This is a genomic window from Spirochaetota bacterium (assembly GCA_026414805.1).
Lineage (GTDB): Bacteria > Spirochaetota > UBA4802 > UBA4802 > UB4802 > UBA4802.
On record JAOAIH010000016.1, the window covers coordinates 32,696 to 50,403 of the forward strand.

General features: G+C 38.4%; 17 protein-coding genes. 10 read left to right on the forward strand and 7 right to left on the reverse strand.

Going from position 1 to position 17,708, the window contains the following annotated elements; genetic code table 11:
- Position 1 precedes the first annotated feature (1 nt).
- A complete protein-coding gene (locus N3F66_05005; protein ID MCX8123506.1) occupies positions 2-511 on the forward strand; it encodes a hypothetical protein in 510 nt (169 codons plus the stop codon).
- Between the two features lie 123 nt (positions 512-634).
- Positions 635-1,420, forward strand: coding sequence for a crotonase/enoyl-CoA hydratase family protein (locus N3F66_05010; protein MCX8123507.1), 786 nt, complete (start codon positions 635-637; stop codon positions 1,418-1,420).
- A 10-nt stretch (positions 1,421-1,430) separates the two neighbouring features.
- Here N3F66_05010 and N3F66_05015 read toward each other — a convergent pair whose 3' ends face one another.
- The 4 genes from N3F66_05015 to N3F66_05030 all read right to left on the reverse strand — a co-directional run bounded on the left by N3F66_05015 (position 1,431) and on the right by N3F66_05030 (position 3,673).
- Complete coding sequence (locus N3F66_05015) at positions 1,431-1,940, reverse strand: DUF456 domain-containing protein (GenBank protein MCX8123508.1); 510 nt, start codon at positions 1,938-1,940, stop codon at positions 1,431-1,433.
- A 67-nt stretch (positions 1,941-2,007) separates the two neighbouring features.
- The gene (locus tag N3F66_05020) at positions 2,008-2,682 is read right to left on the reverse strand and encodes a flagellar filament outer layer protein FlaA (GenBank protein ID MCX8123509.1); all 675 of its coding nucleotides are present in this window, start codon (positions 2,680-2,682) and stop codon (positions 2,008-2,010) included.
- Positions 2,683-2,786: 104 nt separating this feature from the next.
- Positions 2,787-3,191, reverse strand: a complete 405-nt coding sequence (locus N3F66_05025) for a hypothetical protein (GenBank protein ID MCX8123510.1) — start codon at positions 3,189-3,191, stop codon at positions 2,787-2,789.
- A complete protein-coding gene (locus N3F66_05030) occupies positions 3,191-3,673 on the reverse strand; it encodes an endonuclease/exonuclease/phosphatase family protein (GenBank protein MCX8123511.1) in 483 nt (160 codons plus the stop codon). Before N3F66_05030 ends, N3F66_05025 begins: the two co-directional genes overlap by 1 nt.
- Positions 3,674-4,010: 337 nt before the next feature.
- On the opposite strand from N3F66_05030, the gene N3F66_05035 reads away from it, so the two are divergent.
- From N3F66_05035 to N3F66_05065, 7 genes are all read left to right on the forward strand, one after another.
- Entirely contained in the window at positions 4,011-5,630 is a 1,620-nt protein-coding gene (locus tag N3F66_05035) for a hypothetical protein (protein MCX8123512.1), read from the forward strand.
- Positions 5,631-5,691: 61 nt separating this feature from the next.
- Positions 5,692-6,492, forward strand: a complete 801-nt coding sequence (locus tag N3F66_05040) for an ABC transporter permease (GenBank protein ID MCX8123513.1) — start codon at positions 5,692-5,694, stop codon at positions 6,490-6,492.
- A gap of 25 nt (positions 6,493-6,517) precedes the next feature.
- Positions 6,518-7,264, forward strand: a complete 747-nt coding sequence (locus N3F66_05045; GenBank protein MCX8123514.1) for an ATP-binding cassette domain-containing protein — start codon at positions 6,518-6,520, stop codon at positions 7,262-7,264.
- A gap of 23 nt (positions 7,265-7,287) precedes the next feature.
- Positions 7,288-7,941 (forward strand): MlaD family protein, encoded by a 654-nt coding sequence (locus N3F66_05050; GenBank protein MCX8123515.1) that lies wholly within the window; start codon positions 7,288-7,290, stop codon positions 7,939-7,941.
- Positions 7,942-8,202: 261 nt separating this feature from the next.
- Positions 8,203-11,523, forward strand: a complete 3,321-nt coding sequence (gene carB, locus N3F66_05055) for a carbamoyl-phosphate synthase large subunit (GenBank protein MCX8123516.1) — start codon at positions 8,203-8,205, stop codon at positions 11,521-11,523.
- Positions 11,523-12,062 carry a bifunctional pyr operon transcriptional regulator/uracil phosphoribosyltransferase PyrR gene (pyrR, locus tag N3F66_05060; GenBank protein ID MCX8123517.1) on the forward strand — a complete coding sequence of 180 codons (540 nt, stop codon included), beginning with the start codon at positions 11,523-11,525 and terminating at the stop codon, positions 12,060-12,062. Before carB ends, pyrR begins: the two co-directional genes overlap by 1 nt.
- 12 nt (positions 12,063-12,074) lie before the next feature.
- On the forward strand, positions 12,075-12,947 hold the full coding sequence (locus N3F66_05065; protein MCX8123518.1) for an ARMT1-like domain-containing protein: 873 nt from the start codon (positions 12,075-12,077) through the stop codon (positions 12,945-12,947).
- 54 nt (positions 12,948-13,001) lie between these two features.
- Here N3F66_05065 and N3F66_05070 read toward each other — a convergent pair whose 3' ends face one another.
- Together N3F66_05070 and N3F66_05075 are read right to left on the reverse strand one after the other, a co-directional pair.
- The gene (locus N3F66_05070; GenBank protein MCX8123519.1) at positions 13,002-14,243 is read right to left on the reverse strand and encodes an OFA family MFS transporter; all 1,242 of its coding nucleotides are present in this window, start codon (positions 14,241-14,243) and stop codon (positions 13,002-13,004) included.
- 115 nt (positions 14,244-14,358) lie between these two features.
- Complete coding sequence (locus tag N3F66_05075; GenBank protein MCX8123520.1) at positions 14,359-15,360, reverse strand: putative glycoside hydrolase; 1,002 nt, start codon at positions 15,358-15,360, stop codon at positions 14,359-14,361.
- 186 nt (positions 15,361-15,546) lie between these two features.
- On the opposite strand from N3F66_05075, the gene N3F66_05080 reads away from it, so the two are divergent.
- Positions 15,547-16,809 (forward strand): MFS transporter, encoded by a 1,263-nt coding sequence (locus tag N3F66_05080; protein ID MCX8123521.1) that lies wholly within the window; start codon positions 15,547-15,549, stop codon positions 16,807-16,809.
- Here N3F66_05080 and N3F66_05085 read toward each other — a convergent pair.
- Positions 16,798-17,708: hypothetical protein (locus N3F66_05085; protein MCX8123522.1), on the reverse strand; the 911-nt coding region annotated here is incomplete at its 5' end. The genes N3F66_05080 and N3F66_05085 overlap by 12 nt on opposite strands.

Here is a 17,708-nt window from a genome sequence, read left to right on the forward strand (position 1 = left end):
AATGACTATACATTTTACCCCGGTTGCGGAAGGAGAATACGATAGTATGTATACGATAGTTCCTATTGATTGGCTTGAAACTAAATTTGATGTGCATCATGATAACGAGCTTATTGGCAAAATTATTAATGAAGTTCCATGGTTTAAAACCAAAAGTATAATTCAGAGTAACGATACAACATACATTGCGCTGCGTGAAAGTTTATGTGGGAAATGGTTTTTAACATCTTCCAGTGATAAGGCTGTAATTGCAAGTGCAACCAAACCAAGTTTTTTTATAGATAAATTTATAATTCACTACAACACACAAAAAATAGTGCTTCATTCGCCATATTTGAGTATTAAAAACTATTTTACTATTAAAAGAAACAATCTTGAAATAGGAAGAATACAAAGAGCAGCGTTGCTATCGACTAAATGGGCATGTGAAATTAAAGAAGAGCTACCTCTTGAAATCGTTTTATTTATTCTGTATCTATCGCGAATTGTTATCAGTAACAGAAGTTCATAAATGTGTGATAAAAATTCCAAGTCAATCTACAGTAACTATCGCAAAGTATATTATGGTATTGACATTATCTGGCAGTACCGTATCATTTTACTTTAATCATGATATTATTACATAGGGGTTGCTATGACACAAAAAATTACTGTAGAAAAAAAGGGGCATCTGCTGCTCATTGGGCTTAACCGCCCCGAAAAGCGCAATGCGTTTGATGTGGATATGTACTGGGACCTTGCAAAGGCCTATGGCACATTGGATGCTGATGATGACCTGCGCTGTGGTGTGCTGTTTGCGCATGGGGATCATTTCACTGCTGGTCTTGATCTTGTGCAGTGGGTGGAGCCATTTTCTAAAGGTGTGTACCCCACATTGCCGGAGGGCAGTAAAGATCCGTTTGGCATTGATGAAGACAACCGGGTGTCAAAGCCAATTGTTGCTGCAGTACAGGGTATATGCTTCACAGTGGGCTGGGAGCTGATGCTGGCAACCGATGTGCGGGTTGCAGCTACCAACCTGCGTCTTGCCCAGATTGAGGTAAAGCGCGGGATATATCCGGTGGGTGGTGCCACAGTGCGGCTTTTTGAGGAGATAGGCTGGGGCAATGCCATGCGGTATTTACTCACAGGCGATGAAATGAATGCACAGGAAGCCTACCGTTTGGGGTTGGTGCAGGAGTTGGTGGAGCCGGGGAGACAGCTTACGCGCGCAATTGCAATTGCAGAGGTTATAGCAAAACAGGCACCACTTGGGGTCAGAGCAATTTTGCGCTCGGCAAGACTTTCACGCGTTGAAGGGGCAAAAGCTGCACTTGCGCGTCTTTTGCCCGACCTTTTGCCAATTATGAAAAGTGAGGATGCTCAGGAAGGTGTCAAAGCATTTATTGAGCGACGCGAAGCCAACTTCAAAGGCAAGTAATAGCACAATATTAAATAATGGGGTAGTCAGGTGGTCCTGGTTGCCCCATTAACGCTTTTACAATGTAATACGCTATTGTAATTGTGTACCCTAATTTCAAACCTGTACTAATTAAAAAACCTGCAAAAGTGAGGAATGCTGCCTTCAGTGCAGTCCAAGCGTCATTGTGTGCCATAAGTTCACCAATGAATGCACCTATGAAAGGACCAATAATTATGCCAATGAATGGCAAAAGTATGCTGCCCACTATTAATCCAATCATTGAACCTGCTACCCCTTTCTTTGAACCGCCAAAGCGGTTAACAATCCATGAAGGTAAAATGTAATCAAGCACAGTGAGTATGGCGGCGATAGCTCCGGATATAAGCAAAAAGGTAAAACTAAAAGAAGCAAATCCACTGAGATTAATGAGAATAATTGCAAAAAAGCTAAGTGGTGGTCCCGGAAGTATTGGGAAAATTGAACCTAGTATACCGCCAACAGCGCACAAAAGCGCAGTTATTAATAGTGCTATTTCCATGATTGCATACCAATTATAAGGATATACACAGGGATGCAGGTGCTATGCATCCCTGCTTTACTATTTTTTACCACTCGTCACTTTGCTTATCTATATATTTTTCACGTACAATGGCTGTAATATCATCAATATAGAAGTAATTCCATGCTGGCAGGCGTTCTAATGTGCTTGGGTTATATAGTATCTTGACAATTTCAATATTTCTTTTTTGAGCTAAATATTTATCTTCTTGTGCAATTTCATCGGTAATGGGAACTGATAACTTCCGCCAGCCCAAAAAATTCAATTTACCCATTACCAGGCGTTTTATATTGCCATTTGCATCTTTCACAAGGATTGAAAGTTCACCGGAGAAGTTTTTCCCATATACCCACATGTTGATATATTTACAGTATTTATCTATGATCAAAGGTTTTGCAGGAATGATTGTTAATACCGAACCACTTTTAGCAAAAACCTTCACACCTAAATATCGCTTTGAGTTTTGTACAGGTGCAGGATAGTCGGTTCGCATTGCAACACCTGCTTTTTCATCTTTTACCACACGCAAACTTATATTTTTATCAGTATATTCAGTAGTTTCAAAGTCTTCTAATATGATTTCTTTATATACCTGGTCACTGAGCTGTTTTTCCTGTTCTAGAACTTTTTGCGCTTCTTTTGCTTTCTCATCCTGTGCATATACAATGCCAATTGAACAGCATAACAACAGTGCCATAAGTCCGTATATGATTTTCTTCATACTGCAAATGACCTCCTTCTTTATTTTAGCTTGTTGTGCTTCATTATATATATGAAGCACCGTAATGTCAACAGAAAATATTTTGCTGTTTGATAAATTGCAATTTAATCAATCCTGATTTCAGCATATACACCAAAATGGTCTGATAAATGTATGCCATCATAAAGAGTAGTGCAGCATACCCGTGAATCAATTATATTATCAGGTGCAATTGCTTTATTCAAAATAATGTAATCTATTCGCTTTGGTTCAAGCTCATGAATTTTATTAAGATGTGAATAGAGTGAATCAAATTTTTTATTTGTGTCAATTGCATAATATTTCTGTATGTTGGTGTTTTTTAATGGATTCCAGGTGTAGGGATCACGATTTTTTGAGCTTACATATGTATCGTAAAAGCCTTGATTTAAGAAATACTGCATTTCAGGCGAATCCGGAGTAGCATTGAAATCGCCCATCACAATCAAAGGAAAATTTTCAGGAACTATCGCCTTACAATATTCTGCCATTAGTTTTGCTTCTTCCATTCGCCACTTATTGTCTGCCTCAAGTTTACGTATTGTTGCAGGCACAAATCTTTTCGGGCTAGGAGGGCGTCCCCTTCTTTAAGATTGATAGGAATTCCTAAGCGACCTACTTTTAATCCTGCAACACCAACATGGTAGATGTAGCCGTAGTTAATGTCCCGTGCAAGCCTTTTAACGTAATCAGGCAAAAAGTTTGCTTCATTCAAAGCTATAATGTCAGGATTAAGACGAGCTATCTCTTGCAATAGTGCCTGATATCGCTTTTGGCGGATTTTTGGGCTTTCGTATTCTCCCATTGTAAAGGTACCAATATAATCAAGCCCCGACCACACATTTATACTCGAGCATTTTATGCTGTGTGTTTGTAATCCTGTAGGTTTTTCCTTTGTTGTGCATGATATCATCGTCATCATTCCTATTACCATTATAGTCGTATAAAATAGTAAAGCCCGTGTGTGCATCATGGCAACCACCGTGTGTGGGTACATAGGTTACATTATCTATCATGGCAAATTGATTATTATACCAGGAAATTACAATGGACTGATTTCATTAATGTCAATACTATTTTGGTGGCAGAGATTTACCAGTAACTATCGCCCATTTAAATTGTAACAAAATTATGAATTGTATTTCAAAATGCGGTAGTGTAGCTAAATATGCTAATTTAAGTTGACTAATGTAAGTAATGTGTGACTATAATCGAATTCTAATAATTAATATTAACCTAAATATCCAAAAGAAGAGGTGGCTGGCATAAATCGTATCATAAAGAAATGGGTAGTGTTATATGGAAGACGTATGAAAAATAGCGGATTACAAAAAATTGTACAACTGTTGACAATAAGTGCCTTTATTATCTTTACTATCAATACTTTTGCTTTTGCTCACAATGATTTTGACTGGATGTGGTTTGTATATGAAAAGGGAAGCTACTATGACAGTGCATATACTGTATACAGACCTTTGTATTTGAAAAATATATATAATAATGGGTCGTTTACTGCTAGTCTTATGCCAGTGATATGCTGGAAATATGTTACACCCAGGCAGCATACCACAAAGGGTATATTTGGCTTTTATGAGGCAGTGGACTATTGGGGACAACAGCATTACGAAAATGATACGGGGCTATTCCCGTTGGTATTATATGGGGTTTCAACCGATGAAAAAGATAGATATTTTCATCTGTGGCCGTTTGGTGGCACCCTAAAAGGGAAGCTTGCAACTGATTCAATTACCACTTATGTTTTTCCTGGTGTTGTACTATTTTTTTTGTATCCTACATCATCGTATTATGTTATAGCCGTTTATCTTGTTGCATCACTCATCCCCGTTTATGTACACTACACCAGTAAGGACTATGATGCCCACGGGATTTTGTGGCCGTTAATTCAATGGGGCAAAAGTCCACTGCGTGATGATCTGCGCATAATGCCATTGTATGCACATAGTAAAAAGAAGGGGTTTTATGATACATATTCGTATGGGCTTTTGTACAACGTTCGTAAGGAATATATTGGCAATGATATTATGAATACAGTGTTTTTTGTACCATTATATGCACGGCGCTGGCTTGAATCTGGCAAGGCTGAGGGTTCTTCATTACTATGGCCATTCTTTTCATGGGGATATAATGATAAACATGGGAATCTTGAAATCAATTTTCCATGGCCTCTTGTACAACTTCGTGATTGTGATGACCCGTATATTTATAAGCGAATCTTCTTCCCATTTTATGGTAAATATATTGAAAGAAATAAAAGTACTTTTTTTGTTACTCCACTTTACTTTGTACTTGAAAAACAAAGCAGCGAGTTTGAATCTCAATATTCTATTTATGGCATACTTTTCTGGTATTTTAAACGAGATTATACCCAACAGCATCAGCGCTATGGCAGGCACTGGCGTTTTTATAAATTATGGCCGTTATTTCATTATGAGTATAATGACAGGGGCGATAGCTCTTTTGCTTTCTTATCAATATTACCTTTCAGGGATGAGGAAGGCTATGAGCGATTGTATCAACCGTTTTTCAGCATAGTGGAATATTCAAAACAGTCTAATGGTGATAAGCGTTTTGGATTATTGCTAAGGACATATTTCCAGAGCTGGAACGAAAATTATTTCACAATGAAGATACCTTTTATCATTTCATATTCTGTAAAAGATAGCACAATGCAAAATATATCATTACTTATGTCATTTTTTAGCTATACTGATGACGATACTGTTGAAGAATTGCGTATTGGGTGGATACCTATATACAGAAATATTAAAGATAAAGAAGCATACAATGCAAAACAAAAAAAAGCAGTAGCAATACAAAATGCAGAAGGAGGTGCAACTTTCCTTGATCACGGATTTGTATATGCGGCACATGTATTGCCAAAAGCAACAGTATATGTAGTGAGATTTTGACATATTGTATATATGGAGCACATTAAACACGAATTTATAGTTACACTACCAGGAAATGAGTATGGCAGAAAAAATACAAAAAATTATTGTTAATTTTATTTATGATATAGGGGCAAACACCTTACGGATTATTTCAATGATGGGGTACTGCATGCTGCTTTTTTTGGAGGTTGTATATTATTCCAAAGCAGCATTTGAAAAACGCCGTGAAATTTTAAAGCAAATGTATTACGCAGGGGTTAAAACATTCATCGTTGTATCAATCGTAGCACTCTTTACAGGAATGATTTTAGCACTGCAAACGGGATTAGAGTTAAAACCGTATCAGCAGCAGGCACTGGTTGGCAATATTATCATTGCCACTCTTACACGCGAAATGGCCCCGTTTGTGACTGCAATCATTTTAATTGCTGCAGTTGGTTCAACAATGGCAGCGGAAATTGGCACTATGACAGTTTCTGAAGAGATTGATGCACTGGAGATGATGGCTATAAGCCCAGTCAAATTTCTGGTAATGCCACGGGTTATTGCTCTTGCAATTATGTTGCCTGTTGCAACAATTTATACCAACCTTCTTGGAAGTATTGGTGGTGGTATTGTTGCATACTTCCAGCTAGATGTAAGTTTTGATGTGTATTATACGCATGTTCTTGAGTCATTGCATTTCAAGGCTACTTACGTGGGGCTTTTAAAAGCCCTGGTATTTGGCATAATGGTTTCAACTATTAGCTGTGCCAATGGATTGCGTGCAACAAATGGAGCGTTAGGTGTTGGGAAGGCAACAAGAAATTCTGTTGTTTCGTCGTTTTTAATGGTACTGATTGTAGGATACTATATCACAGCACTCTTTTATGGTAAATAAGTGCAGGATGGAATGTAATTAGATTATGATAGAATTTAGAAATGTAACCAAAGTATTGAGTGGCGTTAAAGTGCTTAATAATTTAAGCTTTGAGGTTGAAAAGGGAGAGACCTTTGTCATCATCGGACGTTCAGGAACTGGGAAAACCGTTACTTTGAAGCATATTGCTGGATTGCTTACTCCTGATGAAGGTGAAATTTTTGTTGATGGTGAACGCGTTAATGGCCATAATAAAAAGCAAATTGAAAAAATTCGTGAAAAAATAGGTTTTGTATTTCAGTCAGGAGCATTGATAAACTGGATGAATGTTGAGGAAAATATAGCTCTTCCGCTTGTTGAACATAAATTATACCCACCAGATGAGATAAAAAGGATTGTTGAGGAAAAGATGGATTTATTGCAACTAACTTCAGCACGTGATAAAATGCCAGCTGAAATAAGTGGTGGCATGAAAAAACGAGCAAGCTTAGCACGAGTCTTGGTGAGAAATCCTGAGATAATACTATACGATGAACCAACAGCTGGGCTGGATCCAGTTATGTCAAGTTTGATTAACACAATCATAATTCAATTAAAAAAAGATTTTAAGATTACTCAAGTTGTTGTGACTCATGATATGGATAGTGCGTACGCCATTGCCGACCGCATTGCAATGCTGTATGATGGAACAATTATACAATGTGATGTCCCTGAAGGAATCCGCAATACAAAGAATCCTATTGTGCGGCAATTTATTACGGGTTCTTTAGAGGGGCCAATTGAAGTGTTATAAAATTTAATATGGCAGGAGGAAATATGAAACAGGAAATTGCCGTAGGGATAGTAGTTATACTGGCAATGATTGTGTTAGGATATTTTACTATAATAATGAGTGGCGAGATTATTGATACCCATAAATATTATCCCATGACAGTAGTATTCAAGGATGTTGAAGGGTTATCAAAAGACGATAAGGTACGGATAAATGGGGTTTTGTCGGGATATGTTGATTCTGTGGATTTAATTGATAACCATGTTGTTGTGAAATTGCGCCTTTATAATCATTTTACGCTCTATGAAAATTACGAAATAATTGTCAGGAACGAAACTGCATTGGCTGGCAAATATGTGAGCATTAATCCAGGAACTGCCATGGATGAACATGGCAAGCAATATGCTGTAATAACCACTCGTGAAAATCTTATAGGAACATCAGTACCCGATCCCTTTACTATGCTTTCGCGCCTCATAGCTGACAACAGGGGCAACGTTAATGCTACTGTTAAGAATTTGAGGGATATAACTGATAAAATCAATACTGGAAAAGGAACACTTGGCAAAATCATTAATGAAGATACAGCTCATGCACAGGCTACTGATTTGATAAAACAATTGCAGGATACTATTGAAGATACCCGTGAACAGGCACCTATTACCAGCTTCCTTAGAGCTGCATTAACAGCTTTTTAGCAATATATGCATTAAATTTGTAAAATTGCCAAATTCCTGCTATTTTGTATAGAAGGTTACTATATACCTATCATTTTCATTTGGGTGAATTGATGTAAGAATCTTTATAGCTGTGAAACATCATTGTTAAAATTTTGCTTGAATATAAAAATTACTGGTTTTTTGCTTGCACCATATTCGTTTCTAAGAAGCTTTGATTTTCATCTGAACGCATAGATATGAAAACGTATAAAAATATGATATAAGGAAAGGAATGTCTGCATGCCCAAGCGCACTGATATCAAAAAAATTTTAATAGTTGGATCGGGTCCTATTGTTATTGGCCAGGCATGTGAGTTTGATTACTCAGGTTCACAGGCCTGCAAAGCGTTACGTGAAGAAGGTTATGAGATAGTTCTTGTCAATTCAAATCCTGCCACAATAATGACCGACCCTGAAATGGCACACCGAACCTACATTGAACCAATAACACATGATATAGTAGCACAGATCATAGAAAAAGAAAGGCCTGATGCGTTATTACCCACTGTAGGAGGCCAGACAGCATTGAATATTGCTGTACAGCTTTATGAAAGTGGGGTTTTGCAAAAATTTGGCGTTGAACTGATTGGAGCAAAGATTGATGCCATAAAAAAAGCCGAGGACCGAGACCTTTTTAAAAAGGCGATGCTTAACATAGGGTTACAGGTGCCAAATTCTGCGCTGGCATCATCTATTGATGAGGCAATAAAGGTACTAGATACTATTCCACTTCCAATTATTATCAGGCCGGCGTTTACATTAGGCGGTACCGGTGGTAACATTGTATACAATCGGGAAGACTTTGTTGAACTGGTTCGCAAAGGGCTGGATGAATCACCAATAAGCCAGGTTTTACTTGAAGAATCAGTTATTGGTTGGAAGGAGTTTGAACTAGAAGTAATGCGCGACCTTAACGATAATGTTGTCATTATATGCTCTATTGAAAATTTTGATCCTATGGGCATTCACACCGGTGACTCCATAACTATCGCCCCCCAGCAAACCCTGACCGATAGAGAGTATCAAGTGCTTAGAGATATGGCTATTAAGATAATTCGCGAGATTGGGGTAGAGACTGGAGGTTCCAATATTCAGTTTGCGGTTAATCCTAAAGATGGAAGAGTCATGGTCATTGAAATGAATCCGCGTGTCAGTAGAAGTTCAGCATTGGCATCAAAAGCTACTGGATTCCCCATAGCAAAAATAGCAGCTAAACTTGCGGTGGGGCTTACACTTGATGAGATTGCAAATGATATTACCCGTGAAACACCTGCATGCTTTGAGCCAACCATAGATTATGTGGTGACAAAAATACCACGCTGGGCATTTGAAAAATTTGAAGGAGCTGATACAACGCTTGGCACACAGATGAAATCGGTTGGTGAGGCAATGGCTATTGGACGCACGTTTAAAGAGTCATTTCAGAAAGCATTGCGTTCTCTTGAGATTGACAGGTATGGATTTGGCTCAGATGGCAATTTGAAAATAGATGTATTTGTTGATCAATTGCCTGAGCGACAAAGAAATGATGTAATTGAACAGAATTTACGAATACCCCGTGATACCAGGATTTTTTATATTAAAAAAGCACTTGAACTTGATTGGCCTGTTGAAAAGATACATGCTCTGACGTCAATTGACCCATGGTTTTTACATCAGTTGCGCGAGCTTGTTGAAGCAGAGCGGCAATTTGTTGAAAATGCGCGCAATGGATTACAAAAAGAGCTTGTGCTTAAAATGAAGCGCCTTGGTTTTTCAGACAGACAGCTTGCATTTTTATTATACAGAGATGAATTACGAGCATTATATGAAAAAGGTCCTGATGCTCAGAAGGATTATTCTAAGCGGCTAACAGAGCTTGAAGACACTATAAGGAAGTTCAGATTTGAGCAGGCGATAGTGCCTGGTTATAGGCTTGTTGATACCTGCGGTGGCGAATTTGAAGCCTATACACCCTATTACTACTCCTCGTACGATGATGAGGATGAAGCTAAACATTCGCAGAAGAAAAAAGTAATGATTCTAGGTGGTGGGCCTAACCGAATTGGGCAAGGTATTGAATTTGATTACTGTTGCTGTCATGCATCATTTGCATTACGTGAGTACGGGATTGAATCAATTATGGTAAACTCAAACCCTGAAACAGTATCCACCGATTATGATACCTCTGACCGATTGTACTTTGAACCGCTAACCTTAGAGGATATCCTTCATATTTACAATAAAGAACAACCAGATGGCGTAATAGTGCAGTTTGGAGGTCAAACGCCGTTGAGACTAGCACGGCGTCTTGAGGCAAATGGCGTAAAGATCCTTGGTACATCACCTGATTCAATTGACAGGGCCGAGGACAGGCAGCGTTTTGCAGAAGTTGTGAATAAACTTAAACTCAATCAGCCTGAAAATGGCATTGCATTTACCCGTGATGAAGCGGTAGCACAGGCTGCACGCATTGGGTACCCAGTGCTGGTACGTCCTTCGTATGTACTGGGGGGGAGGGCAATGTCCATTATATATGATGAAAAAAGCCTTTTAGAATATATAGTTTCTGCTGTTGAGCTATCGCCCGAACATCCTATCCTGATTGATAAATTCCTTGAAGATGCTCTTGAAATAGATGTGGATGCGCTGTGTGATGGTACGGATGTATACATTGGTGGTATAATGGAACACATTGAGCTTGCAGGTATTCATTCAGGTGATTCTGCGTGTAGTTTGCCCCCGGTGAGCGTCAAGCCCACAATGATGCAGACAATAGTTGAAACCACTACTGCACTGGCAAAGGAGCTTAACGTTGTAGGGCTTATTAACATTCAGTTTGCAATAAAGAATGATATTTTATATGTGCTTGAAGTAAATCCGCGAGCTTCGCGTACAGTACCGTTTGTATCAAAGGCAACAGGTGTGCCACTTGCAAAGATTGCTGTATGGATTATGCTTGGCAAAAAGCTTAAAGACTTTGAGCTGACCCATATGAAAAAAATCCCTTACCTCAATGTGAAAGAAGCGGTATTGCCATTCAATAAATTTCCTGGTGTTGATACACTGCTTTCACCTGAGATGAAATCAACAGGGGAGGTAATGGGGATTGCTTCAAACTTTGGTGAAGCATTTTATAAAGCTGAACTAGCGGCAGGCGATAGATTGCCACTGTCTGGCACAATTTTCCTTAGTATTAATCAGAGGTCAAAGGAAGAGCTTCTTGAAGAGATGCGATTACTGTATAAAGAAGGCTTTAAGCTTATAGCAACTGAAGGAACTGCTGCGTTCCTTAACGAACACGGTATTCCCTGCCAACGCGTGTATAAAGTGAGCGAAGGCAGGCCCAATATTGTTGATATCATAAAAAATAAGCAGGTGGACCTTATTATTAATACCCCAACTGGAAAGAGGCCAAAAGAAGATGCCTATACCATACGCCAGGCGGCAGTGAGGTATAGGGTACCAATAATTACCACACTAGCTGCTGCAAAAGCTGCGGTTCAGGGGATAATTTCTATGAAAAAAGCTGGACATTTTACTGTAAAGCCTATACAGGAGTACCATCTGGAGGTGCAGTAGTGTGTGAAGAAAAGATACTGATGAATGCCAAGCAAATTAATGATGCAATAGAAAATATCAGTAATGATATTATTAAAGAATTTGGCGATGTATCAAATATTGCCATTGTTGGCATTCAAACCCGGGGTGTAGAGATAGCAAGAAGGATAAAAAAGTATATAGAGAATTATAGTGGAAAAGAAATAAAAATGGGCACACTTGATATTACGTTCTATCGTGATGACCTGGCAACGCGTGGAGTGCTTCCTGCAATCAAAGAAACTTCTATTACGTTTAACATAACAAAAAAGAACATTATACTGGTGGATGATGTTCTGTTCACTGGAAGGACAATAAAAGCTGCACTTGAAACATTAATGTCCTTTGGAAGGCCTCAGATAATACGATTGGCAGTACTTGTTGATCGCGGTAACCGTGAATTACCAATTCAGCCAGATTACTGTGGTATAAAAATAAATACAAAAGTTAGTGATAAAGTAAAGGTGCGCCTTAAAGAAACTGATGGTATTGATGATACTGTGTTGTATTGTTCAGAATAATACTATTCAACGATGAAGCCCACATATCATTGCATTCCTTGCCATATTAATCATATCTATCGTGTGATTTCTGTTCTAAACTTGGGTGCAGATACTGCATTTGAGTTGATGAAGGAACTCACTTCCATCATAGCAGGTGATTTTTCCTGCCCGCCTGATTGTGCATATGAAATGTACAAATCAATACGAAGGCGTATTGATATAGATCCCTTTGCTGAAATAAAAAAAGAAAGCAATGCTTTAATGATGACACTGTTGCCCCGATTAAAGTCAGTAGTGCTATCAGGTAATACTCTAAAACAAGCAATGCGGATTGCTCTGGCTGCCAACCTGATTGATTATGGAATTAGCGCACATACGTACAATGATGATATAGCGTTGCAATTTGCAAATATAGTTGATGATATAACAATTCCAGAAGATTTTTACACGCAATTTATTGCATCGGTTGCTCATTCAAAGAAAATACTTTATATAGCTGACAATGCGGGTGAGATAGTTGCTGATATGCTACTTATTCAACATCTTCCAGTGGGTAAAATAACCTGTGTTGTCCGTGGAGGCCCAATTATAAATGATGCAACAATGGAAGATGCAAAACAGATTGGGTTAGATGCAGTTGTAAGAGTAATTACCACTGGCGACTACACACCGGGCATAAACCTTAACCGAAGCAGCAAAGACTTTTTATATGAGCTATCGCAGGCTGACATGATAATCCTAAAAGGGCAGGGAAATTTTGAAACGATGATTGATGCCGATGTAGATAGCTTTGTTAAAAAAGGCATGAAGATGTTTTTTATGTTTAAAGTAAAATGCCTGCCAGTTGCTGAATTCACTCAAAAGAAGGTGGGTGATAGCGCCTTTATAATAAGGGAAATATAAAAAGGGCACAGTATGTGCCCTTTTTATTTAAAAATATACTATTATAGTAGTGAGCTATTTCTTTACTGGCGGTTTGAGAAGTGCCATAACAATCATAAGACCTACTACACCTAGTACCAGTGTAGGCCAGAAAGCTACCTGATAAGAGCCAAATACATCCTTTGCCTGTCCTGATATAATGCCACCAATGATCGCACCTAAGCCATAAGCAAAGAATACTATGCCGTAATTGCGGGCATAGTTTTTTAAGCCAAAAAATGCAGCGGTAGTTGTAGGAGCAATTGCAAGCCACCCACCTAGGATAAGCCAGAATCCGCAAAATGCTACTGTATACAGTATTACATCGCCTTCTTTTGCCATGAGCATCATTATAGAAACTGCTATGATAATCAAAAGGTTCAGAATTGCAGCACCTTTTGGAGTGATCTTATCGGTAAGCCAGCCAAAAAGTGGGCGTCCTACTGCATTGAATATTGCAAAAATGCCTACCAGGGTAGTTGCAGTTTCCCCATCAATTTTGATTATTTCACTACCAACTGGCTTGGATATACCTATTGCCATTAAACCTGCTAAACAACCGATAATATATGCCAGGAAAAGTCCCCAGAAAGTAGAGGTTTTTACCATTTCGGATGAATCAAAGTCAACTGCACTTGCTGCAGCAGCTGAAGGGACCCATCCAGCAGGTTTCCATCCAGCTTCAGGTGTTTTAATTGGCAGTGCAAGCAGTATTAAAATAATTGCAAAACCTATACCAAAGTACAGGAAGGTCATTGAGAGTCCAATTGATGGAATTAGCGCACCAGCCAATTTTCCAGTTATTAGAGCTGATCCACCAAAGCCAGCTAACATAAGACCGGTTGCTAAACCTTTCTTGTCAGGGAACCATTTACCAGCAATATTAATGGGGCATCCATATACAATACCAACACCGCCACCTGCGATAATACCATATGTTAACACTAATACATAAATATTCTTCATTTCACCAGCAAAGTATGACAGTGCCCATCCAAGACCAACAATAAGGCCACCAAGAATAGCTATTTTCTTTGGCCCATATTTTTCCATTATTCTTCCAGAGAAAAACATCATTACCGAAAATGACGCCAAAAAGATCATAAATGGCAGATTACCCTGGGAAGCTGTAACACCAAAACTTTCTTTAATTACTGGTAAGAAAATACTATACGCATACACACTTCCAAGACATAAATACATTATTAAGCTAGTAACCACGTACACCCATCGCCCGGCTTCCGGTGACAGGCCAAAAAGTTTGTTGTGATGTGTCATATAACCCGATCCTCCTGAAAATTTTTTAGTAACATATAATTTATACATTTAAGACAATAATTGTGAAAAGCAAAATTATTTATAGTCTATTAGTCAAGAATAATTTTTTAGGGTGCTAAATTGCTTCTTTTTTATTGTTATCTGCTTTTGATATGTTCTGTGCCTTAAAGTTTGAATAAAACTGCTTTGTCACAGCAAAAGGTTCATCATATTGTTGTGAAGCATTCCACCATATAAATCCTTTCACTCCTGCATCGTGGACAGCCTGTATTTGCTTGGCCATATATTCCTGAAAAGACAAACCAGACATTGCTACCCTTATTTTAAATGCCTGTATGTACATTACTATCTGTGCATTTTTAGTGCGCTCTTTTGCCCTTTTAGCAGTTATAAACACAGTGTAGTATGGGTCAGCCATAAGCTTTTTGCTCCACGTATAGTGTGAGGGATAAGCCATGGGACAGATCACATCAACAATAGGGTCTAGTCCTTCCATACGCTGTCCTATAATATCGTTTGTATTAAGTGGGACTCTTCCAAAAATATCACAGGCAATTTTTACATTATATGGCTGTAATTCGGATTTTGCGCGCGCTAAAAATCCTTCAATTGTGTTATACCGTTCCTGTAATGGTATATGCTTTAGTATACCATGATCATTGAACCTTATATAATCAAATTGAATTTCCCTGAAGCCAACTTCACAGGCTTTTTTTGCCAGCTCCAGCCTTCCTTTTATGAGTTCCTCAGGGACTGGATATACTTTCAATCCATCGGGGAACATAACCACACGGGCAATAGGATAAAATCCCTGTGATACCACATAATCAACACTCTCTTTTGGGATTAAAAACTTATTGTTGGTTTCATTGTGAGCATCAATGACAACTGCATTAAATCCAGCGTCTTTTGCTCTTATTATAAAATTTTTAAGAAGATTCATGTTGCGCCCGGATTGTGAGTTAAGGTATATGCCTTTATAAAATTCCGGGGCAGGGATAGGTTGTTTTATTTGTTCAACTGTTACCTGCGTATCGCTTTTACCAAACATCTCAAAGCCAACAAGTATAGCTACTATCGCTATGCATAAAACAAAAAGTACCGCAACTCTTTTCATATGTCATCCTTTCTATTAGTTATAATTATATTTGTATGGTAAATGGTGCTATTATCACAATATTTGTCGACTAAAATATATACTTGATGCATCAAAAAACAGTGCTAAAATTTTAATTTACTTATTTTGGGTGTCATGTAATAAGACTAAAAGTAGAGTATCTTGCCATAAATAATGGAAACTTCAATGATTAGCCATTCTGCCAACCCATTCAGGTCGCTTAAGGTATATAATTTCAGAGTGTTCTTTATTGGGCAGTTTGTTTCGCTCATTGGGACATGGATTCAGCAGCTTGCGTCAAGCTGGCTTATGTACCGTTTAACTGCATCGTCCTTGTGGCTGGGGCTGCTTGCCTTTTCTGCTCAGTTACCAATATTTATATTAACTCCAGTAACTGGTGTTGTGGCTGACCGCTATAACCGCCATAACATATTAATGATTACACAGATGCTGTTATGTGCACAATCACTGTTGCTGGGGCTTTTGGTAGTATTGGGATATATTACACCAATATGGCTTTTGGCACTTAATATTATGCAGGGGCTGTTTAATGCTTTTGATATGCCTGTGCGACAGTCCTTTGTATTTGACATGGTTGCTGAAAAGGAACTGTTAAGCAACGCTATTGCCTTAAACTCCGTGGTATTTAACAGTACCCGCCTTATTGGACCACCACTTGCTGGTTTTCTGGTGGCGCAGTTTGGCGAAGGGGTGTGCTTTTTAATTAATACTGTTACCTTTTCAGGTATAATTGTTGCTTTGTTGCTCATGAAGAATGTTCAATCAACTAACTTTTCGCGTGCTGGTGATTTTAAAGAAAATATAATAGAGGGGTTCATATATGTTAAAAATCATTATCCAATACGCACAGTGTTGCTGCTGCTTGCACTTATAAGCTTGTTGGGCATGCCGTTTATGGTGCTGATGCCAGTTGTTGCAGTAGAAATCCTTCATGGTGATTCACATACTCTTGGGTTTTTGCTAGGAACTGCTGGGTTAGGTGCGCTGTGTGGGGCACTATTTGTTGCATCGCGAAGTCATGCAACACGGTTTGAAAACAACATCGCCGTTGGATCGCTTTCACTTGGATGCGCTCTGGTATTTTTTTCGTTCTCACGTAATTTTTATCTTTCACTTGGACTCATGTTTATTATTGGTATAAGTTTAATTGTACAGATGGCTTCTTCTAATACATTCATTCAGTCAATGGTGGAAGATTCAATGCGTGGCAGGGTTATGAGCCTGTATACCATGTCATTTATGGGTATGGCAACTATTGGTAATCTTTTTGCAGGAGCTATCGCCCAGCATATTGGTGTGCAATATACCCTGCTTTTAAGTGGAATGGGCTGTACTGTGGTTGCTGCAATGTTTTTTAAACAATTGCATACACTGAAAAAAATACTAATAACTCAATACAGTTATGCAACAAAAAGTTTAAAAGAGTAAGTAAAATCTGACTATAGGCCCATGGTTGAGTAATATAAATGATGTATCATAACCAAGTTCACTGGAATCAGAGGCGTGCCCACCCCACTTTTGTAGAAGTGCCAGATTGCCACTGTATCCAATCGCTAATGCAGAAGTTTCGGTAAAGAAATATGCCAATCCATATGCAAGATCTGCACCCATATACGAAACTGTCGATTTTTGACCCACAATTTTTTTTCCTGGATTAAGTGACATTGCCCATTGCAAAGCTTCGTCACTTAATGTTCCCTTACCCAGCCCAAATCTGGCAATGTACGAGAGCCATGGGGTTAACCCCATATCAGGTTTGGTTAACTCGTTGTCCACACCACGGATTGCAGAAGATAAAGAATCCAATCCTAAAATTATTGAGTATAACGATATTTGGTATTCTTTATCATATATAGGTGTACCGGATGTGATAAGAGCTTCATCTAAGAATTTAACACGAACTGGAATAGTAAGAGCAGTATGCCCAAAACCAAAGTATCCAAAATCATTGGGATAATATATCAAATCATAATGTTTGATTTTCAATTTATAATCAAAAGATGATGTCATACCAGAGGCCAAAATGCCATCCCACTTTGCTGTACCTTCCAGATTGCCATATGTTATTTTAAGGATAAAGCCCTTGTATCCAAGGTACCCAAGTATTTGCTCAATTCTTCCAATCATTCTGTCACCAGTATCGATATTGATGCCAAATGTAATTCCATAGTCAGAAAGACGTATGTTTGACTCATATGAGGTTAATGCTGTACGGTCAAATTTATATTTTAATGGTATTTTTTCATCATAGTCTTTGGCAAAAAGATACGAAACATTCCACCACACCCATGGTTGTAGATTTACCCCAATCCATATTTGATCATCTT